We start from the raw sequence: 23992 nt of genomic DNA on the forward strand, positions 1-23992 counted from the left end.
GGAGTTGATGTGAGCGTGATCATTCGAAGCCTTGCCATCATGATCTCTTTTGCGGCTCTTGCTGCCTGTGATCTGCCGCGTGGCGCGGCGCTCAGTTCGGAAATCCTGAAAGAGCGTGACGCCGAGAACCCTGATTTTCAGGTCGTTGAAGTCAACAAAGCCATCTTGGACAATGTGAACGGCTGGCCGCGCGCGTCAGCCACATCGGGGCGGGGTTGGCTGCCCGCGGCACGTGGGCCGGAAAGCCAGATCATTCGCAGCAACGACCTTGTGTCGGTCACGATCTGGGACAACGAACCGAATTCCCTTTTGACACCCGTCGGCAGTAAGTCGATCACACTTCCTGCAATGGTCGTTGCGGCCGATGGGACGATCTTCTTGCCGTATGTCGAGAAGGTGGTGGTTCGCGGGCAGACGCCCGACGCCGCACGGGAAACGGTTCAGTCCGCGTTTTCTGAAATCGCGCCTTCAGCGCAGGTTCAGTTGAGCGTCCAGCAAGGGCAAGGCAATGCGGTCGACGTCGTATCGGGCGTTGCGAAGCCGGGAACTTATCCGCTTCCCGATCGGAACAGCACGATCTTATCCGTGATCGCACAGGCGGGCGGTATGTTGCACGGAATGCGCAACCCGCTGGTGAGGTTGATCCGCGACGACAAAACCTATGAGATCAGTGCCGAGCGCCTTATGTCGGATGCGAATCTGAACACTGTACTGCGCGGCCGGGATAAGGTGGTGGTCGAAGAGGATCGCCGCTATTTCACCGCGTTGGGTGCGACGGGAAGCGAGCGGCTTGTGCCCTTTGAAAAGGCTAGCATTTCCGCATTGGAGGCCATGTCGATCATCGGTGGGTTGAGCGACTCTCGCGCGGACCCGAAGGGCGTCTTGATCCTGCGTGAATACTCGCAGGCCCAAGTCAGGCAGGACGGGGGCGGTCCGAACAACACTCGGGTGGTGTTCACCTTTGATTTGACGACCGCCGAAGGGCTGTTTGCTGCCCGTGGCTTCCAGGTCGCGCACAAGGACACAGTTCTGGCGACCGAGTCGCCCGTGGTTGCGGCAGGGACTATTCTTGGCCTCTTGGGTTCGGCCTTTAACGTCGCCAATGCAGGGAACAGGGCGGTCAACTGACGTTGACCGTTTCTGGTAAAGCGAAACAAGGCCTCCGACTGGTCGGATTGCGGGAAGAAATGCCCGGGTCTATAAGCCGATTTGTTATGTCCATGAAATTTAACAAGGGTCCCGCATGCTGACACTTGCCGATCTTGCAAAAGAGCGGCCCGACGGGCCGGTTCTTGTTCAACTGCCGCGCTTCATGGATGGCCGCGGGTCGTTGGGGGTGATCGAATCCCACGACCTTCCGTTTGATATCCGCCGGATCTATTACCTTCACGATGTTCCGATGGGTGCTGTTCGCGGTGAGCATGGCCACAAGCGTCTGGAACAGATGATCCTTTGCATGCATGGGCAAGTTGAGATCATTTTGAACGATGGGCATCACCAGTTTCCTTTCACCCTTACGGACGCAAACACCGGGCTGTATTTGCCCCCAGGCTTGTGGCGACGGTTGAGGTTTCTTGTTCCCGAAACAGTCGTTTGCGTTCTGGCCTCGCGTCCGTACGAAAAGGACGACTACATTTTTGAATACGAGGAATTCCTCGCTTGGGCCCGCAAAAGGCCGGACGAAAGGTAAGTCAGCATGGCGTTGTTCAGTTTTCTCGATGTTGGTTTCACCTATCGCAGCCTTCAGGCAGAGATGGATGCGGCCTACAGGGCGGTGATGGATTCGGGTTATTTCATCGGTGGAAAGGCTTTGGATCAGTTCGAAGCCGACTATGCCGAATGGTGCGGTGCGCGGCATTGTATTGGCCTTGGCAATGGGCTTGAGGCTTTGGTCTTGCCATTAAGAGCCAAGGGAATTGGACCCGGTGACGAGGTGATTGTTCCCGCGAATACGTTCATTGCGACATGGCTTGCCGTGGCGCAGACAGGCGCAACGGTCGTTCCTGTCGATGCCGATCCTGCGACGATGAATATTGATCTCGACCTGGTCGAGAAGGCTGTGACGCCGCGCACAAAAGCGATCATTCCGGTTCATCTGTACGGGGCTCCGGTGCCGTCTGCACGCTTGCGGGCGTTGGCCGAGGCGCATGGATTGTTCATTCTGGAAGACGCTGCTCAGGCGCATGGCGGAATGGATGAAAATCGTAAGGTTGGCACTTTGGGTCATGCCGCGGCTTTCAGCTTTTATCCGGGCAAGAACTTGGGGGCCTTTGGCGATGGCGGCGCGCTGGTCACAGATGATGATGACCTTGCCAAAGCGGTTAGAATGCTGGGCAACTATGGCTCTCAGGTCAAATATTACCATGAACTTCAAGGCGGCAATTCGCGACTGGACCCGCTGCAAGCGGCGTTCTTGTCGGTAAAATTGAAGCATCTGGATGCCTGGACCGAGCGGCGGCGGGAGATCGCTTCGGTTTACGATCGGGCTTTGTCGGGCCTAGCGGATCTGCGTCTGCCAGAAGTGGCGGCAGGAACGCAGCCGGTGTGGCACCTATATGTCGTGCGCCATCCAAAGCGGGAGGCGCTCCAAGCGGCCTTGGCCGCGCTAGAGGTGCCAACCGCCCTGCACTACCCTGTGCCAAATCATCAAAGTGGGGCATTCAAGTCTGAATACGGTCATCTCTCTATGCCTGTCACGGAAGAGATCTGTTCTACTTGTTTAAGCTTGCCGATGGGCCCCCATCTCTCGATTGCGGATGGCGAAGAAATTGCTGCACGGGTCGGGCAGGCCCTACGCAGCCTCTGAAAGAGGATGCGAGGCATGCAGGCAACGTCATCAGTAACTTTTGCTGATTGCCCGGCAGACAGCAGTGTTTTGCCTGTTGGGTTTGATCGCCCCGCAACGCTGCACATTGTGACGCCTGAGGCCGGATTGATCCGTTGGCAATCCGTGCTGCTGCAAGTTATGCGCGTCCTGCCCTTAGAACGCCATGTCGTTCTTTTCACGTCACCCTTCAAAGACAAACAGGCCTTGTCCCATATCGCTGCCGCTGGCGGATTTGTTATTCAGGGGCCGGACAATGTGACCGAGGCTGGCTACTGGCAATGGGTCGCCGGACGGGTTGACCTGCTTTTGCCCCAGCGTGTGATGGTTCATTCTGCTCCAACAGATCAGGTAGCAGTTGCAGCCGCGAAGCGTTTGGCGCGAAGAATGGGCAAGCGGCTTTACCTCTTGCACGGCCAGACCACGCAAGGTGCGATTGTTCCGGGGTTTATTGACCCAGAGTTCGCCGACGCACTTCATATCCTTGGCCCGGCTGTTTCCAAACCGATGCTTCGCAGGGCCATGAGCGACTGCGGGATTGCCGTCAAACCGAGACTCGCAGAACTTGGTCTGATCTTTGATCCAGAAAACAATCCGTCGACGTCGGATTATAGTGTGCAAAGGCCAGTTCTTGGTGGTTTGGACGCTCGAGGCGTTATGAAGTCGTTCAGGCGGCTGGCGAAGCGGCTAGCCGAAACCGGTCAACAAATCAGTCTGAGCGATCCTTTTGGTCGAAACCTGACGACGTCCACCTCTTGTTCTAGCGACGATCTGGACCTCATTGGAATTGATTGGCTGGCTGACTTTATTCTGGAGGTCGTGAAAGCGACGAATGGGCGGCATATCCACATCGGGCCCTCTGACCCGCGCTTAGGTCAGGCGGTTCAGGTCCGGTTGAAGGAGGTGGACCTGAACACTGATCGTGTGGTGTTCGTAAGCGAAGAAGGAGCTGTTGCCAACATCCTGCGGCATTTCGGGGTCAATGTGTTCTTTGGCAATTTGCCCGGAATTTCCCATTCCATGGGGTTTTGCGCGGCCGCATGGTCGCGTGTGGCGATTGCCCGTTTCACCGGAGATGGTGCTGAAAATCTTGGACTGCTTGGCACGATTGATTGGTCAGACGTTTCTGTCCTGGCAGAGCTTCTTCGGAAAGGTTTCACCGCCCCCGACCTTAGTCAGAGAGGCGATCAGGCACGGGACTGGTACGAGCGCCGGTGCAGCGCGGAACGGTTCGCACGTCGATTGAAAGCCGTTCTGGATGTAACGGAGGGGCGTCTTTCTGGAAACGTTTCAGAGGAAGAAACGGTCTCGGCTTTTAATCGTTTGTTTGATGCCGATTACTATCTTTCGCGCTATCCGGATATTGCCAAGGCCAAGATCGACCCGCGTCGCCATTATCGCGATAACGGAGAGCGTGAGGGAAGGTCACCCAACCCGCTGTTCAGTCCTTGGCATTATCGTGCACAATTGCCGAAGGGGACTGTAGGAGAAAAGGCAAGCCTGCTGGCCCATTACCTGCGTTACGGTGAAAAGCGTGGGTTGACGCCGCATCCTTATTTCGTACCTGCCTGCGCAGAAAACGCCTTGTCGCGGTTGGAAAATCATTCCCAGAAAATCAAGGCTGAACAGGCGAGCGTCCTAGAGCGCTATCTTGAAGCAGGCTCGGTCGCGATCCAGCCGCATCCATTGTTTGACCCGAAACACTATGCGCGTGCCCGCGGCTTTGATGCCGATACCACTCCGCATCTGCTGCATTACCTGACTGTCGGTTGCAAAGCAGGCCTCAGCCCTCACCCGTTGATACGCCCCGAGATAGTGCGAGATTGGGGCGCAAACGACATTCTTGAAGGCTTGCTTTATTGGCTTGGAAAACCGGAAGCGTCGCCAAGCGAACCTTCTCCTGATCCCTTGCATGACCCGGCACATCTTTGTGGTGAGGATGCAAAGAGATATCGTTGGGCCGCTCCGAATACGTTGTGGGCTCACCTGATTGAAGGAAACCGGCTGGATCGCGGCACCCACGCGCTGATAGACCCAAGCTTTGTGTCCGAGCGGCGGCCAGAGACCTGTATTTCCATGCGGTCGCTGTTGCTGGATCTTGCAGAAGGCAAGCTGTCTCGGGTTGATACCCACCCACTTGTCAGTGCTTCACACATTTTGTCTCAGGCGCCTTGGTGCTCCGACCACCCGACGCGCCACTATGTGCTGAAGGGTAATGAAGAAAACATAGACCCGCATCCTTGGTTCTCGACCGCCTTTTATCTTTCCCAGTCAGAAGAAGCGCGGGCGAAATCGGCGAATGCCTTGGTGCATTATTTGGTCAAGGGGCAATTTGATGGTTTGCTGCCCCATCCGTTCTTTGACGGAAACGATTACTGGCAACGCTATCTTAAATCCCGTGAAGGCGGGTCGCCCCTATTGCACTATGCAGCAGTAGGGGCCGGGGTATTCCGCACCGTTCAGCCCCACGATCCGGCGCTGCGGAACTCCATGCTTCGTATGGTTGAAGCATTGGTCCAACAGTCTGATGATGATCAGGCAAAGATCATGCTTGCTGAGGCAATTCATCCATCCACGGCGGCACCCCATCCGACCTTGGCGGTCGAGGTTCGACGGGCCTTGGACAAAGCGCCCGAAAGCATGGATCTGCAGCCCGCGCTTGGCGGTTCATCAGTATCTTTGACCCGGCCTGCGGTGGTGGCTCATGGCCATATCGCACCATCCCCGCCGAAGTTCGATGTTCCCGAGATCCGGGTCGGGATGTGCCGTCGAGCGACTGTCGCCGGCGGTGCTGACGGCATTGGCACGCAAGATGGCGGCTGGTGGCCGATTGGGCCAGAACAGGGGCCGCTTCCCGGAAGCGAATTGGCACGACTTGGTGCCTTCGCTGTTCGGCCTCAAACCGCAGTCGCGGCGCGCCGCAATGATGCAGTTCTGCTTCGTAGTCACGTTTCGGGACAATCTTTTGGCGAGGCAATTTTTGCCTGTGGCAGTTCCGACGACAGGTTGGATCATTTCCTGCTTGAGGTTTTGCCACGAGCTATTCTTGCCGCCCAAATAGCTCCTGCCGATGTTCCTGTTCTGACCGAGGCTGATATCCCACGACAGGCGCTTCAAGCACTGCGTATGACATTCCCGGATCGGGCGATCATTCGTGTGCCCCGTGGAAGTACGGCCGTTGTCGATCGGCTCTATGTTTCAGAAGCGGTCAATCGGCTTGAAGAAGCTGCCGCAGATGTGACGGCTCGATCGAAGGCTACGCCTGCGGCTGTTCGGATCCATCCGGAAAGCCTGGCCTTGCTGCGTGACAGGCTTCGTACTGCGGGCCGATCAGTACCCGCGCGGCGTCTGTTTCTGGCGGCAGAAGGGCTTTCAAGCCGGCGCCTTCTCAATCTTGAAGAAATTGGTGACGAATTGGCGCGATGTGGATTTCTGCAGCGCGACCCGGCAAAGCTGGATTTTGCCGAACTGCTGGCTTTGGTCTGCGATGCCGAAGAAATTGTCGCGACAGACTGTCCGCAACTGGCCGTGTTGGGCGTTGCCCGTCCAGGGACACGGGTCTGGGTGCTTCATGGAAACGCTCCCGGTACTGATTTTCATCGTTGGGACGTCATCGGACGTATCGCCGGGCTTGAAATGACCGCGGTTTCGGGCTGGCAACTGCCGGGTAGCGCCGGGGTGAACCTAAAGCCGGTCGAAGCGCATTATTCGGTGCCGTCATCTCTGGTCGTCCCTTTCTTTGATACGCGATGGCCACAGGAGACAAAACTTGGACGTATCCTTGACCGTTTGTACGGAGCGTCTTTTGAGGCGGATGTTCTAACGGGGGCTTGGGCTGTCAGGGCTGGGCCGACGCCTTTGGGGTTTGAGGATCGTCTGCGGCATTTGCGTCGGTCTGCGGCCTTGGCGCTGGAAGGCGCGGGTGGGGAAGAGATTGAAGAGGTGTTTGATCACGCTTTCTTCACCGATTTTGGGCGGAATCTGCGATCAGGCTTTCCGGTTTTGGGCGGTTTTGAGGCGGCGGAAGCGGCGTTGGCGGGGCGTGTGGCTGCGGCTTTGGAGCAGGTTGCTGAGGGGTCAGAGGGGCTGGATGCGGTCTTTGCCGGCCCTGTCGGGCTGCGGCGGCTGGTGATGCTGGGCATGGTGCTGTTGCCAGCGTGGCAGGTGCCTTTGCCAAAGCCGCATGAGGCTCTGCCGGAAGCGGTTCTGGAACGCTGGATTTTCTGGGCGATGTCGCCACCGGCGCTGATCGGGGCGGGGGAGGATGCGGCTTGGGTGTCGCATGTCGAGCGGCTTTTGGATTGGCTGGCGGACCGGTTGGACCCGGCGGCGGAGCCAGCGGTTTCCGCGGCGCTGTCGTTGCGCCTGTCGCGGATGGCAGGGCGGATTGATCTGGGGCAGTTGTTTCTGGTCGACGAGTCGCTGCGCGGCGTGCAAAGGGCCAGAAACCGCGTTTTGAGCAGGGTCGCCTTGCGGGAAGATTTCGAAGTCCCTTCTTCGAGACTTATCGGCCCCTCATCTGGCGAGCGTCGGATCCGTGTTGGTGTGTTGTGCCGGACGTTTGAGAAGGGTCCGGACAGCGAGGCGGTTCTGACGTTTTTCAACGGCTTTGACGCCAGCCGGTTTGAGATTTTCGGTTATTCCATCGGCTTCCGTGACCGGGTCGTCAGCAAGGATCCGGGCTTTGACCGACAGTTTGACGCGGTGGTTCCGAACCGCCGCGATCTACCCGGCGATGCTGCGGGCATCCGCGCGGCGCTGCTGGCAGATGATCTGGATGTCTTCCTTTACGCCAATGCGACGACCTATGGTCTGCAACCGATGGACCTTGCGCTGTTTCATCGCGTGGCCCCCTTGCAGATCGTGCTGAACTCGCATGTGCCGATGCCGATGGGCTATCCGTCCTTCGATGCGGTCATCACTGGCCAAAGCGACCATTCTGATCACGAAGTGCCACAAGAGGATTTCAGTGAGACGCTGATCCGGCTGCCCGGCCCTGTGATCAACTACCTGACGACGCTGGAGCCACGCCCGAACCCACCGCTTGACCGGGCCGCGCTTGGGCTCTCGGCTGATGACGTCGTGCTGATGAATGCAGGCTCGTCAATGAAGCTGCGGCATGAAACTCTGGTCACGATGATGCGCGCCACCCGCGACATTCCCAACGGCGTGCTGCTTTTAGCCCCCTACAATCCCGGCTGGGCAGCGCGGTCGATGGCCTTTGTCTTCAATCGGCAGGTTGCGCAAACCGCGGCAGAGACCGGGCTTGACCCATCGCGGATCCATATTCTGGGCGAGCTTTCGGTGGCCGAGGCCGAAGCGGCGCTGGGCTGCGCCGACATCTATCTTAACCCCTTCCCGCATGGCGGAGCGACGATGACCCACCTTGCGCTGGTTCATGGCATTCCGCCCATCACCCTGCGTCGCAGGTCTACCCGGTCCATCGACCAGTTCCTGACCGAAACCCACGGATTCGCCGAACTGCTGACCGACACGCCCGAAGACTACATCGCGCTGGCAACCGCCCTGGGAACAGACCACGACAGACGAAACGACCTCAAATCCCGCCTCAAGGCCGCCGCCAAAAACCCGGGATTCGTCAACAACCCAATCTTCTCCAAAAATATGGAGAGCGCGATTGAAGGTCTGGTGAAGGCGAAATCGGGCCTGGTCAAAGATCCCAAGCGTTAAGGCTCCGCCTCTCTTGAATTGGCAAAGAGTCACACACTTGCCGACGAAAGCGCAGGACTCTGGCCCTGTTCGTAAACACGCGTTAAAGGGAAGGGAAATGAACGCCCCCGCAAACAGTTTTGGAGCGAGCGAATGAATACACCGACGGGACCCATGAAAGCGATCTTCGTGGGCGGAGCCCCCCGCTCTGGGACGAGTGTGACTCATGCGCTGTTGTGCACTGCCCCTGCATGCAATGACTACCATCCTGAGATCAGCTTCGTTCGGCCACTCTTTGAGTCATACGCTGTCGGAATGGAGCATTGGGGGGCACATACATCCCAGTTCTTCAAGGTCCCCGAACACCTGAGGCAGCACCTTAGCAAGTTGGTGATGCAGTCCATGAGCCTGATTTGGCGCGTTCAAAAGCAGCCTAAGGTTCTATGCGTAAAGGACCCTCTGCTGACACCGAATTTTGCCGCAGTGAAAGCATTGATGGAATGGCCGACACAGTTTGTAACTGTCTTGCGCCACCCTCATGACGTTATCCGTTCTCAGCAAGAGGTTTATACGCGGTCCGGTGTTAAGATGGGGGCCGTCGAGGTTTATCGGCTCGCTACGGAATATGTGCTGAGCTATGCCCATGTTGACGATCCTGACTTGGCGGGCAGCGTGTTCCATTTCCGTTATGAAGATCTCAACCAAGAGTGGTTGATTGACCAATTGCGCGCATTCACTGGCATGGGTGGTATCAATCCAGCGGAAATCTGGAACAAAGGAAAGCACGAGCCGTCCGAAAAGGAACGCGCGAACCCATTTTTCTCACCTAAGTATCATGGTGCCATTGACACCTCGCGCCGGTTTGAACCCCTTGATCCGCAGTTCCAGAAGATCGTGAACGAAATCTGCGCGCCACTTATGGAGCGCTGCGGCTACAAATCAGACGGAAGTGTGGAGGCTTGGTGACAAGAGTGGGATCTGGCCGTTCAATTCTACGAACGTGCCCGAGACTTGCCAACTTGTTCTAATCCCGGATTAAGCACGCCTCCCTATCCCTGAAACCAGCACGGGGGTGCTGGGATAAGGGGTTTCCAAATGGTGGGACTTCGCCATGTGGCCACGCTTGCGGGCCGCAGCGACATGACGCTTGCCACGGTTTCTGATCTTCTGATTTCAGAAGAAGGCTATCTGATTGCGCTGACACGCAGTGAAGGTGGAATGTTCTTGTTTGATATCGGCGGGAGTGGTGCACCGTCGCTGCTGCAAACAGTGTCTTACCGATCCGTAGTGCCAATGGCCGGATTTGGGCCAACTGCAGAGCTTTTGGTCCTTCCCGATGGAACCACACTTTTGATGCCAGCAGGCATGACCGGCAGCCCATCTTCAGCCTATTTCCTGACAGCAAGCGGCCAGTTCGGAGCGTCGATCCGTTGGGAAAGTGGACTTAACCCGGCAATGGACATGGCATTGGTCACAGACATCGCCGGCTGGGATACAGCCGCCTACATAGCGGTTCTGAGCGATGGAACGCTTCAACCTGTAACTTTGACTGAAGGACGCCGATATTCTGCCGAAATGCCAGAGCCCTTCACTTCACAGTTGGGTGGAGCAGTGTCGAGCTTGGACACGATTGCGACGTCTGGGGGAACATTCCTGATTACGGCATCGAGTTTCGGTCAATCCTTGGTGACGTACAGAGTGTCTGATGGACTGCAGTTGCAGCAAATTGACCTTGTGAGCGGTCCTCAGTCTGGCATTGGTTTCTCGTCGCCATCAGCTTTGGAGACAGTCACCGTCAGCGGTGAAAACTATGTTATCTTGGCCAGCTCTGGCAGTTCTTCCTTGACTGTTTTCAGACTTCTTCAAGACGGCAGTCTGGTCGCCACTGATCATATTGTGGATAGCCGAGAGTCTCGGTTTCAATCGGTATCTGTTTTGGAAGTCCTACAAGCTGGAGACCATGTTTTCGTCTTGGCGGCAGGGGCGGATGATGGGCTAAGCCTCTTTCTACTTTTGCCCGGCGGAAGTCTTTTGCATTTGGGAAGTTATGAGGACACCGAGTCTGCGACGCTTGGGGCTATCAGCGCCATTGCAGCAGGATGGGCAGCGGACGGCATGGGACAGATCTATGTGGCAAGTTCACGCGATCCGGGACTGACGCGTCTTTCGCTGGAAATCAACACCGGGATCGTACTGACTCATGGCCCGGCAGAACTGCTTGGCACGCCCCGGGACGATGTTCTTATGGCATCAGGGACGACGGCATCAATTCATGGAGGTGCCGGTGATGATATCGTTGTTTCTGCATCTGGTCCAGGAGGGCGAGTACGTTTGACGGGCGGGACGGGGGATGACGTATTTGTCATTCTTCCCGGCGCGCGAGTTACGACCATCACCGATTTTGAGCTCGGCTCTGACCGTCTTGACCTGTCGAATTTGCCGATGCTGCGAGATGTCTCGCAGATTGGCTTCACGTCGACGGCTCACGGGATCAGCCTGACCTTTGGATCTTCGGTTATCGAGATCGTATCGGCCGATGGTCGGCCGCTTGCAGCAGCCGATTTTCGGTCAACGGATTTATTGCCTATCAGTCGGTATCTGCCGGGCTCGGCTATCGCTGCTCCTACGGGGCGAAATGTTGTCTTGGGAGACAACGGTGGCAGCGCCCAAGGTGCCGACGGGGATGACACACTTCGAGGAGGGGGCGGTAACGACACGTTGAGAGGCGAAGGTGGAGACGACCGTATCGAGGCTTGTGGGGGAAACGACAATATTGGTGGAGGTGCCGGCAATGACCTGATCTTGGTCTTGTCAGGCTCAAATATGATTTGGGGCGGGCTGGGCGATGACAGCATAGAAGGCGGAACCGGAGCAGATACGATTTATGGCGGCGGTGTTGGTCGAAATCGGTTGATGGGCAATGGTGGCAACGACGTGTTATTTGCTGGATCTGGCGGTGATTTTATTGGCGGCGGCGCGGGCAATGACTTCATCCGCGGTGGCGATGGTTCGGACACGATTTTTGGTGGCGCGGACGATGACAATATCGGAGGCGGAGCAGGCGATGATTTGATCTTTGCCAGTTCCGGCCGGAACATCATCTGGGGTGGGCTTGGAAATGATACTCTCAACGGAGCCTTAGGCAGTGACACGCTTCAGGGTGGGGCGGGTTCTGACCAGATCTTTGGAGATGGAGGCAATGACTTCCTGTTGGGTGAGGATGGCAACGACACCATTTGGGCAGGGCAAGGAAATGACTTTGTCGGCGGAGGAGCCGGTGATGATGTGATGTATGCAACGAATGGGGTGAACCGGATATATGGCGGTGTGGGAAATGACACGATCCATGCTGGCCTCGGTCGTGATGTCATGACCGGCAGCCCCGGCGCAGATGTTTTTGTATTCTCCGATCTGGCAACCATAGGAATTGGAACTGGGCGTGACGTGATAACCGATTTCACCCCGGGATCGGACAAAATTGATCTTCGCGATCTAGACCAAACCTTTAACGGCGTGGCCGGGCTTATTGGTGGCGGGCACAGCTCTTTCTATTTCTTTGCGCCTGCTGGATTGCTGATCGGAGATCAGGATGGAGATGGAGTCGCTGACTGGGTGATCCAGTTGATAGGATCACCTATGGTCACGGCTACAGATTTTCTGCTTTGAGTAATCTGGTTTAGTATTCCGATCGCTTGGAAATTTCTATTTACCGAAGACCGTACGGTGCCTTCACGCTGCAGAGACGGAGTCTGGCCAGACTTCCCGCTGTTCAGTCGAGAGGGGCAATTATGCCGAATGATTCCACCGCGATCCTATCTTTGCCTTATATCCTTCCGGCCCAAGCGCAAAAGCACATCACCCATAACGAAGCTTTGCGCCTGTTGGACATTTTGGTGCAGCTGGTTGTCCTGAGCCGGCAGCTGACCAGTCCACCGATCAGCCCAGCCGATGGGGATTGCTATCTTGTTCCATCGGGGGCACTGGATGGCTTTGCAGCTCATGAGGGCCAAATTGCGTGCTGGGAAGGAACAGGCTGGGCTTTTATCACGCCAAGGCCGGGCTGGCATGCTGAGATTCTGGATGAAAATTGCCGCGCAGTATTCGACGGAGTGACATGGGTTGGGACAGAGGCAAGTTCGCTGCGGGTCGCAGAACTTGGAGTATCAACCGATGCCGATTCACTGAATAGGCTTGCCGTATCTTCTGCCGCGTCGCTTTTCACCCACAGTGGGGCAGGCCACCAAGTCAAGATCAACAAGGCGACCGCTACTGATACAGCAAGTCTTTTGTTTCAAACGGGCTGGTCTGGGCGCGCTGAAATGGGAACCGCTGGCAGCGACAATTTCGAAATCAAGACAAGTTCGAATGGCTCCAGCTTTCAAACGTCTTTGCGCGCGCTTTCGTCCTCTGGGAAAGTCGAGCTTCCGCTTGGCGCGTCGCTCGCCTCAGGAAATGCCAATCAGCCAACGGTGAGCTTCCTGAACGATTTGGATACCGGCATCTTCTCGCCGGATGCAGACCAGATCGGACTTGCGACGGGGGGATTTGTTCGGGCGGTTCTTTCGGGGGCTGCGCTTAACCTCTCCGTGCCGCTTACTGGCAGCGCCGTCACGCAGAGCAATACTGACCAATCAGCAGGAAGGCTCATCAAGGTAGGTGATTTCGGGTTGGGAAGCGCGATTACCCTAACCAGCGCAGACGACCTGAATAATCTGTCGGCAGCTGGAATGTACTTCAATCCTACTGGCGGCAATACACCCGGAAACAATTATCCAATCAGTTCGGCCGGGGCGCTTTTGAACATCCGGCGATCTGCCACGAATTGGGTTCAGCAGTACGTGAGCTACGCAGGGGCATCCCTTGCAACGGACCTACGCGTTTTCATTCGATCCTACGGCGGCTCTGGCTGGTCTCCTTGGGTTGAACAATTCCATCAGGGAACGATTGTGCGGCCGGTGAGCCAGTCTGCTGGCGTGCCGACGGGCGGTGTGATTGAGCGCGGAAGTAACGCCAATGGTGAGTATGTCAGGTTTGCAGATGGGACGCAGATTTGCACTCTGCGGACAACGATCAGCCTTGCCATCAGCACGGCATTCTTGGGTGGGTTTCGGTCGGCTGCGCAGACATGGGTGTTCCCTGCTGCCTTCATTGGAACCTCTCTGCCCGTCATCACTCTAACGCCCGAAAGTGCCTCAGCATTTGCGGGCGTTATGACAGCCGCGCCAACATCGGCAACAGCTTCATGGGCTGTCACTTCTGTCGTCAGTCAGACGGCTGCTAATCGAATGGTTTCCATGACGGCTACAGGACGCTGGTTCTAAGGAGTTTACGATGAAAATCAGTTTTATGCCGATCCGCATGGACAGTGTTCTTGTTGCCGAGTTGAGCGCGGAGACACTGACACTGAATGGCGATGCCTATGACTTTTCACATGTCGAGGAAGGGCAACCCGTTGAAGATCATGATTGTCCTTGGGTCATTGGTCCAGTGTCGCGGGTTGATGGCGAGTTGGAAGTGACACTGCTATTGCCGCATGGCGGACATCCACCTCATGAAACGGTGTTTCCACAGCCTGTACAGGTGGCTGGCGGTGCGATCCCATTACCTGCTTATGATGCGCCTGTGATGGATGACCATATGGAATAGGTTCAGTATCAGGCAAAGGGGGATTGGAAGTCCTTGAATGCCCCGGCCCTTGCGTCTTTGTCTGACAAGATTGCCTTTGCCGGATCAATCCCCCAATCTATTCCTAGGTCGGGATCATCAAAACGGATCGCGCCTTCAGCCTTTGGTGAGTAGTAGTCAGAACATTTGTAAAGAATTTCCGTACCGTCTTTGCGTGTGACGAAGCCATGTGCAAACCCAGCCGGAATGAACAGTTGCTGACCTGTCTCTGCCGTAAGGTCTATACCCATCCACTTTCCATAGCTGGGGGAAGAGCGACGTAAGTCTACGACAACGTCAAAAATTGCCCCTTGGACCACCTGAACAAGTTTTGCCTGTGCGTTGGGCGGCGCCTGAAAGTGCAAGCCTCTTACCGTTCCAACGGAGGCAGACCATGAGCGATTGTCCTGAACGAAGTCTTCTTTGATCCCAAGCTCCTGAAGACGCTTATGGTTCCAGGATTCCGAAAACCAGCCGCGGGAATCCCCAAACCTTGCTGGGCTTAACCGCAGGACGCCTTGCATTTCCAAACGCTCGACTTGCATCAGAACAGGTTCACCTTTCTAGAACTGATCTGGTTTGCGAACCCCAGATCAGAGTGCCGAGCAACAAAGTGACGGCTATTCGGTCACGAATTAACTCTTGATTATGGTTGTTTCATGGCCGGTTTGCATCGTGGATGTCTGTGGAGGAAGACATTTTTCGGATCAGTGGAATCAGATTTTCGGACCATTTGGAAAAGGAAAATCTTTTCGAGAAGGCGGCTTGTATCTGAGAGGTATGGCTCATTTCGTCTTTTCGCATTTCAGCGACGAGACGTTCGATTTCTTTAGCCGCCATTTCCGGGTCTTGATCTGAAAATGATACGGACATCGGATGCGCCGCGACGATTTCTGCCATTCCCAATATGTTCGTCGTCGCAATCGGAAGGCCTGCTTGAAACGCTTCCAGTGCTGCGATCGGCATTCCTTCATATCGTGAGGTAGAGAGAAATATGTCTGCCCGATGTAAAATGGGCCGCACGTCCGCCACGGGGCCAAGGAACGTCACGCGCCGATCAACGTCGTCTGGTTTCAGGCCAGAGTTCTGGATGAAATGCTCACGGAAGTCTGAACTGTTGGTCCCCTCTCCGCATAGCAGAAACTGAAAATCTGCCCTTACCTTTCCGAAAATCTGTGCGGCCAGCCGGTGGTTCTTTTGATAGCCCACCCGACCGGTCATTACGATGATTGGTATACCGTCGCGCTTTTCACGGGGTATCGGCTCTAGGTTGGCGCAGTTTTCCAGAACATGCGTTGAGTGTCTGTTCAGGGCCCCAGCCATTCCTGGAGATCGGGCATACGTGTCGAGCGCCGCTTGTGACAGGAAGAGCAGATGATGTGGAGGCATCATGCGGAGAAGACCGAGTTCTGTAGCCCGCGAAATCCAACCGGTGAACGGCCGGTGGCCGGGACCAAAGGGCAAGCCATGAAGTGTTATGGCCAATTCGGGTAAGGGTTTCTTTCTTATGTGACGCCAGACAGCGATAAGCCGTAACAATAAGACAGCCATCCGTGCGTGTGCCCAGACAAGATTTGGTTGATCTATGTCGATCTGGGTGGAGATTCCCCGCAGTGCTTTCGCGGCGCGCGATATCGACAGTGAGGTGCGCAATCCCGGTTGGGTGATGTGCTTTCCGCCATGAGTGCTGACAAATTCATAGCCACCGGAATTCACGTCAGACATCACCGTGAATCGGAAGTCACCATTTGCGGCCTTCAGGATCTGCTCGATGTATCGTGGTACACCGGACAATCCACCATCGCCGCCAATCAGTAGGATATGCGGTTTAGACCTTGGCAACGCAAACCGCTCCCCAGAAGCCAATTCTTGAAATCAACCCTTGTCGATAGACGCCTGATTTTCGCATCAGGGAAAGCCGGGTTGTGAAATCACCGTTTCTTGCGGCAGCGAAATCATGAAGGCAATCGCGATTTTCCGCTGTTAAGACATCCTTGATGCGTAGAAGGGCTGCAATATTTCGGTCAATTCTTTGGGAATAGCTGCCGTCCCATACGCCGCGTTTGACTTTAAGGCTGGCGAGAAAGCCTTCTCCTTGGCCTACTAGATTGTCTTCGTGCTGCCGATAAAGCAGGCTTGGCTTCGGATCACAGATTACCTGTCCACCGGCTCCGGAAATCACAAGATAAAGCCACCAATCGTGAAAAGGCACATCGCGGGCGGCCGCTAATGTGGAACGCACAAGGCGGAGCGCAGCATCGTTAAGGATGATCGTATTCCCTGCCGCGATATTTTCGACGAGCGCATTCTTGAACGAGGGGGCGGCGGGAAATGTTCGAGAAGGTTTTCGCCTGTTGAATCTTGGCCACCAGTTCACACGGCGGCAGCAGTAAAGTGCCGGTCGCTGATCGTCGATCTCGTCCAGCGCCCTCAAACCGCGCTCAAGTTTATCAGGAAACCAAATGTCGTCCTGATCGCTGAGTGCAACCGGCCCTTGCAAGCCCGGTAACGAAAGTAGGGAAAAGAAGTTCGCAACAAAGCCTTTTCCGGGGCCTTCCACTACTTCTGCAGAGGACATTCGTGCGAACTCATTCAGGACAGCACGGCTTGCATCAGTGGATTTGTCATCCCCCGCTATCAGACGCCAGTTCCCAAGGCTTTGCTCTTTGATGCTGGCCAACTGGTCGGGCAAATTTTCCGCGCCATTGTGCACGGCCATTAGAACTGTAACCAAACTCGACGACCCGGTTCTCACTCACCCAACCTAGAATGAGCCAAGAGCCCCAGCAGGTAATCCCCATAGGCATTCTTTGCATATTGTGCAGCAATTCGGGCCAAGTCTTCGCGCGTGATCCAGCCGTTTTCAAAGGCGATTTCTTCTGGGCAACCGACTTGAAGCCCCTGCCTCATTTCCAGCGTCCGAACAAAATTTCCAGCATCAAGCAAACTTGAATGTGTTCCGGTATCAAGCCATGCATAGCCACGGCCCATTCTGTTCACCTGAAGGGAGCCTTCGTTCAAATACAGTTCAAGGAGCGAAGTTATTTCCAACTCTCCCCGGGCCGATGGCTTGACTTGTCGCGCGCGTTTCGGGGCCCGCCCGTCCAGAAAATACAAACCTGTAACCGCATAATTCGATGCGGGTTTGGACGGTTTTTCGATGATCGAAACGACCTGCCCCGTCTCGTTGAAACCGACCACGCCATAGCGCTCTGGATCAGAAACCTGATAGCCAAAAACGGTGCCACCACTTTCTTGGGCGTCCGCAGCCGCAAGCATGCGCGTCAGGCCCTGCCCAAAGAAGATGTTGTCGCCAAGCACCATAGCCGATGGTGCGCCATCCAGAAATTCCTCAGCCAAGATATAGGCTTGGGCGAGCCCATCGGGCGAAGGTTGAGCGATGAAACTAAAGTTTAGTCCCCATTGGCTGCCATCGCCAAGAAGTCTGCGGAACTGATCTTGATCCTGAGGGGTGGTGATGATCGCAATCTCGCGAACGCCAGCCAGCATAAGAACCGACAGTGGATAGTAGATCATCGGCTTGTCGTAGACCGGCAAAAGCTGCTTAGAAATCCCGATGGTAATGGGATAGAGGCGGGTTCCGGAACCGCCCGCCAGAATTATGCCCTTCCGACCTGACGCCGTCTTTTTGGTCATTCAATGGCTCCTAATTCCTTTAATACCGTGGCGATCCCGTTCTGCCAATCGGGGCGAGACAGATCAAAGTCAGATAGACCCGAACAGTCCAATCGGCTGTTGGCCGGTCTGCGAGCTGGTGTCGGGTAGGCGCTGGTTGGGATATCAGAAATTTGGCAGGACAGTCCTGCCTGTTGCATGATTGCTCGGGCGAAATCTGCCCATGACACGTCCGGCGCGCCAGAATAGTGGTAAATACCTGCCTTCGCAGGCTCGGCCATCAGACGTTCCGAAATGGTCAGACATGCCGCAGCAACGTCTCTTGCGGGGGTAGGGCCGCCAATTTGGTCAGCGACGACGTTCAACTGCTCTCGTTCACGGCCTAGGCGGATCATGGTTTTGAGGAAGTTGGCGCCATGGGCCGAGAAGACCCAAGAGGTTCTAAGGATCACTGACGTACCAGCGGCGCTGAGGATGCCCGTTTCACCGACGAGTTTTGATCTGCCATAGGCGCTAAGGGGGGCTGGCATATCATCTATGCGGTAGGGATTGCTGCCTAAGCCGTCGAATACATAGTCGGTCGAGATATGGACGAACGGAATCTTTCGCAGTGCGCACTCTTCCGCCATTGCAGTCGGCGACCGGCCATTCACAAGTGTAGCGGTTTCTTCTTCGGTTTCGGCACGGTCAACCGCGGTCCAAGCCGCTGCGTTTATTACCCGGTCTGGTCGATGGGTGCGTATGGCAGTGACACAAGAGGTGGGATCTAAGAGATCAGCCGACTCCCGCCCCAAGAATGTGGCCTGCGGAGCCAAGCGATGAAGCTCTTTTGCCACCTGTCCCGTTGCACCAAAGACCAGAAGGTTCATGCCTTTGTTCCCAGTCGCAGTCCAACGCCATGGCGGGCTTGCAGCGGGCGCCACCAATCTTCGTTCGACAGGTACCAATCAACTGTCCGTGCCAAACCTTCTTCAACTGTCACACTAGGCTTCCAACCAAGTTCCGTTCGAATCCGTGAAGGATCAATCGCATAGCGCGCGTCATGGCCTGGGCGGTCAGTGACGAAGGTGATTTGATCGGCGTACGAGCCGTTTGCCTTGGGCTGCTTTACATCAAGGATCGAACAAAGTGTCTTGACCAATTCAAGGTTCGTCCGCTCATTCTCGCCGCCGATATTGTAGCTGCGACCGATCTTCCCTTTTTGAACGACAAGTAACAGAGCGTCCGCGTGATCTTCGACGAACAACCAATCCCGGATGTTCGACCCGTCACCGTAAATGGGCAATGGCTTGCCGGCCAAAGCGTTCAGGATGATTACCGGGATGAGTTTTTCCGGGAAGTGAAATGGCCCGTAGTTGTTCGAGCAATTTGTCAGAACGACTGGCAGCCCATAGGTTTCGTGCCAAGCCCTAACCAAGTGGTCCGAAGCTGCCTTTGAGGCAGAGTAGGGCGACCGAGGATCATAGGGCGTGTCTTCGGTGAACTTCACCGACGGATCATTTGGCAGGCTTCCGAAAACTTCATCGGTAGAAATATGGTGGAACCTAAAGCTTTCTGGTTTGCCCTTGCGCGTCCAGTAAGCGCGCGCTGCTTCCAGCATATTGTAGGTGCCGGTGATGTTTGTTTCGACAAAATCTCCCGGCCCATCAATCGAGCGATCAACATGAGATTCTGCCGCCAAATGCATGACCAGATCAGGGTCATGGTCCGAAAAGATCCGTTCCAAAGCTGCGCGGTCGCGAATATCGGCGTGTTCAAAAACATAACCTGGTGCATTTGAAACGCTTGCCACATTTTCTAGGCAGGCGGCATAAGTTAGCGAGTCAAGATTGATGACGCTGTGACCGTCGCGAATGGCCTTGCGAACCACGGCCGAGCCAATGAAACCGGCACCGCCCGTCACCAAAATCTTCATGTCAGTCCCCTTCACTCACACGACGCTGAAACAGTCAGTCGATTGCCTTACGGATCTTTCGCAGAGGCGTCATCAAGCGATAGCTGCGTGAGCGATATATTTTCGCGATTTCAGTCTGAAGCCATGTAATCTTCCCGTCCCGCTCTTCCAACTGGGCGCGAAGAGACAGCAGCTCGTCAGACATGCTTGTGACCTGGTCGGTCAGTCTGCGCGCCTGATCGTAATACCCTTCCAGGTCTTCCTGACCACGATGCAGTTGATCAATTTTGCATAGCAGATCGCCGCGTTCAGATTCAAAGTTCTCGACCTGACCATGATAGTTTTCGAGGCTGGCACTCATAAGTCGGACTTGTTCACGCAATTGCTGGATCATCTGACCAGACTCTGCTTCGGCCTTTTCGCGGGCCGTTATTGCCGCTTGCTCCGCCTCTTTCAGTTTTGCCTCGAATGATGCCTGAATTGTCCTTGTAGAAGCGGCTTGCGCGGACGTCTTTGCCCGTTCGGCGTTGAGCATTGCCTGCAACTGTTCAATGCCCTCGCGATCCAGACGTACCTGTTCACGCAAAAGAGACATTTCCTTTTCAGTCTGACTCAGCGCAGTCCGGGTTTTGGCCAAGGACATTTCACTGGATTTGGCCTTACTCTGCTCTTTTGCAAAAGAGGCATGGACTTCATCCGAGGTAGTCGTGTCCAACTTTACTTGCGCTTGCAGCAGTTCAACTTCTTGCGTCAGGCGAGAGATCAGGGTTTGCGACTTATCTTGAGCCGCCGCTGAAAGCGTGTCGACCTTATCAGTGTAGGCGCTAAAGACTTCATCAGCCGCAAGCATGGATTGAGGCCTAAAGCCACTCGTCGATAGGGCAGAAGCAGTCAGTTCTTCCGCAGCAGCCGAGGCATTCGGATCGCGACGCAGGGCGTCACGCGCGATCATCAAAAGAACGGGGTCGGTTGCTGAACGCAAATTGGCCAAGTTCTCTGGCGCGGTAAGGCCCGTTGCCTCAGCGCAGGCCGCAGGGGCAAGCGTCAGCATTGTATCAAAAACCAAAGTCGTCTGCCGTCGCCTAGCGCGTTTCAAGGCGAGCAAGGGGCGAACCTCTTCTCTCCAAGCTTTGACAGCATCGGACGGCATTGTTCCTGATGCTAGGCTAAGCGCGACCCAAGATTCAGGTTCTGGACATAGGACTGTCAAACGAAATTGCCCGCCATCTGAGATCGCAGGAGCCAACTCATCTAGGCTTTTTATCTGTTTCGCAGCCGACGAGGAGGACAACAGCTCCGCAGCCCCGACGACAGATGTCGTAGACGGTAGACAAAGGACCAGCAGGGGCTGGTCGGAAGCGTTTCCATCCGGCATTAGTAAGAGCCTCGCTCAGAAATCGTTAGAGACAGCGGCCAAGTAAACGCTGGCTGAAATGAGGGACAGCGGCCAATATCCAAGGGGTAGACCTTAACAGGTCGCAACATACGATTGCGCCGATGAAGATCGTTCTTGCTCGCGGGGGGCGTCATCAAATCCGTTCCAGAAGTCTCGTTGTCACTTCAGACCTATAACTACTGTCTTAATGGATGTCAGCATGTGATCCGGACGCAGGTCAATTCTCAAGGAATGCACGGTGATGGCGCCAAAGCAACAAGAGTCCAAGGAGCAAGGTCGAGGAAGCAATTGCAAGAACGTAGGTTTCACTAACGTAATCAGATCGATAGGATCCGTAGAAACCATCCCTCGACATCCCGACGATGTGCAGGAGGGGATTGTACCAAAGAGCATCTTGGGCAAATCGAGGCATCGAGTCATAGGTGAAAAAGATGCCAGAGATGATGAAGAGGGGCCGGGTCGCGATCTGCCAGCTTCGCTCCCAAATTGGAAATGAGGTCATCAGATAGCAGTTCAATGTGCCGATACCGATCCCTAGAAACGCTGCAGTTGCAAAAGTCTCAAGGATTCTGGGAAGATCTAGGTCGGCCCTTGCGCCAAACACCGTAATTATTCCGAAAAAGACGATGTAGGCCACCATCAGATGGGTAAGGACGTTCAGCAAGAACCGCGCAATTAGAGCGTCAAGGAAGGTGACCGCAGGATATGCGAGCAAAGGGCGTGAAAAGTTGATGGAAGTAGCCATCTTGTTGGCGACGTCGTTGAACAACATGAAAGGCAGAAAGCCCGTCGCATAAAATAGCGGAAAACTGTTGCCGAGCGGCGGCGAATTGAAAAGTAGAGAGAAGCCAACAGAAAAGATCGCCAAAGCCGCGACTGGCTCTAGGATCGCCCACAGGTACCCTCCGGGTGATCGGCCATGGGTAGTTGCCATCTCTCGAAGCATCAATGCGATGATTGTTCTTACACTTCGAAAACGACGGGCGCGAAGGCCATCCTGATCCAGGATGGGGCCCTGATCGAGTTGCTGAAAGTTAGAGCCAGCAGGGGGGGATGGAGGGGCTGTTTGGGTCATCTTTTCGTGCAGAAACAAGAGCTAGACCTATCACCTCCCCTGTAGTAAGAAAAGGGAAAGCGGCGCTTTGATGCCCAAATCGTTTCTTCGAAGGTTGGCGTGGCCAAATTTCACGGTAATTCAAGAAAGCCTCCTGTTCTGAGGGCGGTTCCAATGTCTCGGGATCTTGCTGATGCGCTGTCGGGAAAACCCGAAGAGGGCGGGGAGCGAGTCTCCGCTTTCACTCCTGTACCCAGTCCAATTTTCGCGACGCCAGGCGCTCCGCGTCTGAGGATCAGGGCGGTTTCGGATGAGTTGCCCCAAGTCGTGCCTATGGCTGTTCACGCTAGCTCGTCTTCCGTTCCCCAGACGGACGGAGATAATTTTGCTTCACAAAACGCGGGCAAAACGAGTGGGCTCGATGGGAGCGTTACAGCTGACGGCGACTCTGGGAGCAAGGGCGGTACGTCAGACGCAGAGGGCGAATACTCGAAGCCCTCCGTTCAGAATTCTATGGAACAGGTCGATGGTTCATTGCCGCTTTCGCTGGCCGCGCGATTTGCCAGCGCAGCAAAAGCCGGTTTCGCCCATGCGCCTGCTCGGCCTTCTTCGGGAACGCAATCAGGAAGTTCAGGGCAGAAGAAACCTGCCAGTCTAGCGGCCCCAGTGCCTTTGCGTGCTGATCCCGCTGCGCCATCTCAGACGACGCACGGTTCAGTCAGCGGTCCGCCAATCGCAGCCGCTGCAGAAATCAGACCGCGCCATCGCGGCGTCTTGGCGACTTTTGTGGCTTTGGTCCTTGTTCCCGTCGTGGCGACGGCGCTTTATCTCTGGATTGTCGCACAAGATCAGTATGCATCAACCGTTGGCTTCTCTGTTCGAACCCAAGAGATGCAATCCTCTCTCGACATTCTGGGCGGAATTACCAGTCTTTCAGGGGGCGGATCCTCAGACTCTGACATCTTGTATGACTACATCCATAGTCAGGAAATGGTGGAAGATCTTGATGCCAAGATAAATCTTCGCAAGATCTTCTCTGAAGCTTGGCCTTCGGATCCAATTTTTGCCTTTGATCCGGATGGATCAATCGAGGATTTGGTTGACCATTGGGAGGACAAGGTTCGGATCACCTATGACTCCAGTTCAAGGCTGATGACTTTGCGCGTTCTAGCGTTCAAACCGGAAGAAGCCACGCTCATTGCTGGCGCTATTTTGGAGCGAAGTACCGAAAAAATCAACGAGCTTTCGGAAGAAGCTCGGGAAGACGCCACACGTTACGCCCGGATCGAAATGGAACGGGCCTTGGATCGGCTGAAAACTGCACGGGAGGCAATGACGGCTTTCCGGATGCGGACAAGGATGGTTGACCCTGTTGCTGACCTTCAGGGGCAAATGGGAATCCTGAATAGCCTGCAGGCTCAACTCGCCGAAAGTTATATTGAGCTTGATCTTTTAAGAGCCACGACAAATGCAACGGATCCGCGGATCACGCAGGCGGAACAGCGTATAGACGTGATTAAGAACCGGATGGAAGAAGAGCGCCGGAAGTTCAATGAAAGCGAGCAGGGGCCTGGTGGCGAGGACTATGCGACAATGGTTGCCGAGTTCGAAAGGTTGACCGTGGACCGCGAGTTTGCAGAGCAAACCTACCGCGTGGCGCTTGCGGCCTTTGACGCAGCACAGGCAGAAGCTTTGCGCAAATCGCGGTACCTTGCCGCGCATATTCAGCCGACGGCAGCCGAGAAATCCGAATATCCGCAACGCTGGACCTTGCTGGGTCTGACGGGCTTCTTTCTCTTGATGGCTTGGGCGATTGGCGTTCTGATCTTCTACAGCCTTCGTGATCGGCGGTAA

Annotated in this window: 18 protein-coding genes; 9 read left to right on the top strand and 9 right to left on the bottom strand. The window is 55.4% G+C overall.

The window, feature by feature from the left end; translation table 11 throughout:
• Nucleotides 1–9: 9 nt before the first annotated feature.
• From ACSBLW_RS14315 to ACSBLW_RS14350, 8 genes are all read left to right on the top strand, one after another.
• Nucleotides 10–1128 (top strand): polysaccharide biosynthesis/export family protein, encoded by a 1119-nt coding sequence (locus ACSBLW_RS14315; RefSeq protein ID WP_435257281.1) that lies wholly within the window; start codon nucleotides 10–12, stop codon nucleotides 1126–1128.
• 115 nt (nucleotides 1129–1243) lie between these two features.
• Nucleotides 1244–1690 (top strand): sugar 3,4-ketoisomerase, encoded by a 447-nt coding sequence (locus ACSBLW_RS14320; RefSeq protein WP_435257282.1) that lies wholly within the window; start codon nucleotides 1244–1246, stop codon nucleotides 1688–1690.
• Between the two features lie 6 nt (nucleotides 1691–1696).
• Nucleotides 1697–2806, top strand: coding sequence for a DegT/DnrJ/EryC1/StrS family aminotransferase (locus ACSBLW_RS14325; RefSeq protein ID WP_435257283.1), 1110 nt, complete (start codon nucleotides 1697–1699; stop codon nucleotides 2804–2806).
• Nucleotides 2807–2821: 15 nt separating this feature from the next.
• Nucleotides 2822–8515, top strand: coding sequence for a hypothetical protein (locus ACSBLW_RS14330; protein WP_435257284.1), 5694 nt, complete (start codon nucleotides 2822–2824; stop codon nucleotides 8513–8515).
• A gap of 153 nt (nucleotides 8516–8668) precedes the next feature.
• The gene (locus ACSBLW_RS14335) at nucleotides 8669–9460 is read left to right on the top strand and encodes a sulfotransferase family protein (RefSeq protein WP_435260120.1); all 792 of its coding nucleotides are present in this window, start codon (nucleotides 8669–8671) and stop codon (nucleotides 9458–9460) included.
• A gap of 129 nt (nucleotides 9461–9589) precedes the next feature.
• Nucleotides 9590–12160 carry a calcium-binding protein gene (locus ACSBLW_RS14340; RefSeq protein ID WP_435257285.1) on the top strand — a complete coding sequence of 857 codons (2571 nt, stop codon included), beginning with the start codon at nucleotides 9590–9592 and terminating at the stop codon, nucleotides 12158–12160.
• A gap of 122 nt (nucleotides 12161–12282) precedes the next feature.
• Entirely contained in the window at nucleotides 12283–13815 is a 1533-nt protein-coding gene (locus ACSBLW_RS14345) for a DUF2793 domain-containing protein (RefSeq protein WP_435257286.1), read from the top strand.
• A 10-nt stretch (nucleotides 13816–13825) separates the two neighbouring features.
• Complete coding sequence (locus ACSBLW_RS14350; protein ID WP_435257287.1) at nucleotides 13826–14140, top strand: hypothetical protein; 315 nt, start codon at nucleotides 13826–13828, stop codon at nucleotides 14138–14140.
• Between the two features lie 8 nt (nucleotides 14141–14148).
• Here ACSBLW_RS14350 and rfbC read toward each other — a convergent pair whose 3' ends face one another.
• From rfbC to ACSBLW_RS14395, 9 genes are all read right to left on the bottom strand, one after another.
• On the bottom strand, nucleotides 14149–14703 hold the full coding sequence (rfbC, locus tag ACSBLW_RS14355) for a dTDP-4-dehydrorhamnose 3,5-epimerase (protein WP_435257288.1): 555 nt from the start codon (nucleotides 14701–14703) through the stop codon (nucleotides 14149–14151).
• A 112-nt stretch (nucleotides 14704–14815) separates the two neighbouring features.
• Complete coding sequence (locus tag ACSBLW_RS14360) at nucleotides 14816–15883, bottom strand: glycosyltransferase family 4 protein (protein ID WP_435257289.1); 1068 nt, start codon at nucleotides 15881–15883, stop codon at nucleotides 14816–14818.
• Between the two features lie 103 nt (nucleotides 15884–15986).
• Nucleotides 15987–16877 (bottom strand): glycosyltransferase, encoded by an 891-nt coding sequence (locus ACSBLW_RS14365; RefSeq protein WP_435260121.1) that lies wholly within the window; start codon nucleotides 16875–16877, stop codon nucleotides 15987–15989.
• A 32-nt stretch (nucleotides 16878–16909) separates the two neighbouring features.
• Entirely contained in the window at nucleotides 16910–17815 is a 906-nt protein-coding gene (gene rfbA / locus ACSBLW_RS14370; protein ID WP_435257290.1) for a glucose-1-phosphate thymidylyltransferase RfbA, read from the bottom strand.
• Entirely contained in the window at nucleotides 17812–18663 is an 852-nt protein-coding gene (rfbD, locus tag ACSBLW_RS14375) for a dTDP-4-dehydrorhamnose reductase (protein WP_435257291.1), read from the bottom strand. Before rfbD ends, rfbA begins: the two co-directional genes overlap by 4 nt.
• The gene (gene rfbB / locus ACSBLW_RS14380; RefSeq protein ID WP_435257292.1) at nucleotides 18660–19709 is read right to left on the bottom strand and encodes a dTDP-glucose 4,6-dehydratase; all 1050 of its coding nucleotides are present in this window, start codon (nucleotides 19707–19709) and stop codon (nucleotides 18660–18662) included. The genes rfbD and rfbB overlap by 4 nt, the downstream gene beginning before the upstream one ends.
• Nucleotides 19710–19743: 34 nt before the next feature.
• On the bottom strand, nucleotides 19744–20538 hold the full coding sequence (locus ACSBLW_RS14385) for a hypothetical protein (protein WP_435257293.1): 795 nt from the start codon (nucleotides 20536–20538) through the stop codon (nucleotides 19744–19746).
• A 763-nt stretch (nucleotides 20539–21301) separates the two neighbouring features.
• Entirely contained in the window at nucleotides 21302–22030 is a 729-nt protein-coding gene (locus ACSBLW_RS14390; protein WP_435260122.1) for an ABC transporter permease, read from the bottom strand.
• Nucleotides 22031–22649: 619 nt separating this feature from the next.
• Nucleotides 22650–22835: a hypothetical protein gene (locus ACSBLW_RS14395; RefSeq protein WP_435257294.1), complete on the bottom strand. Its 186-nt coding sequence runs from the start codon at nucleotides 22833–22835 to the stop codon at nucleotides 22650–22652.
• Nucleotides 22836–22912: 77 nt separating this feature from the next.
• Between ACSBLW_RS14395 and ACSBLW_RS14400 the strand changes: the two genes are divergently transcribed.
• Nucleotides 22913–23992, top strand: coding sequence for a sugar transporter (locus ACSBLW_RS14400; RefSeq protein WP_435257295.1), 1080 nt, complete (start codon nucleotides 22913–22915; stop codon nucleotides 23990–23992).

The organism is Thioclava sp. FR2 (assembly GCF_051200875.1).
Lineage (GTDB): Bacteria > Pseudomonadota > Alphaproteobacteria > Rhodobacterales > Rhodobacteraceae > Pseudotabrizicola.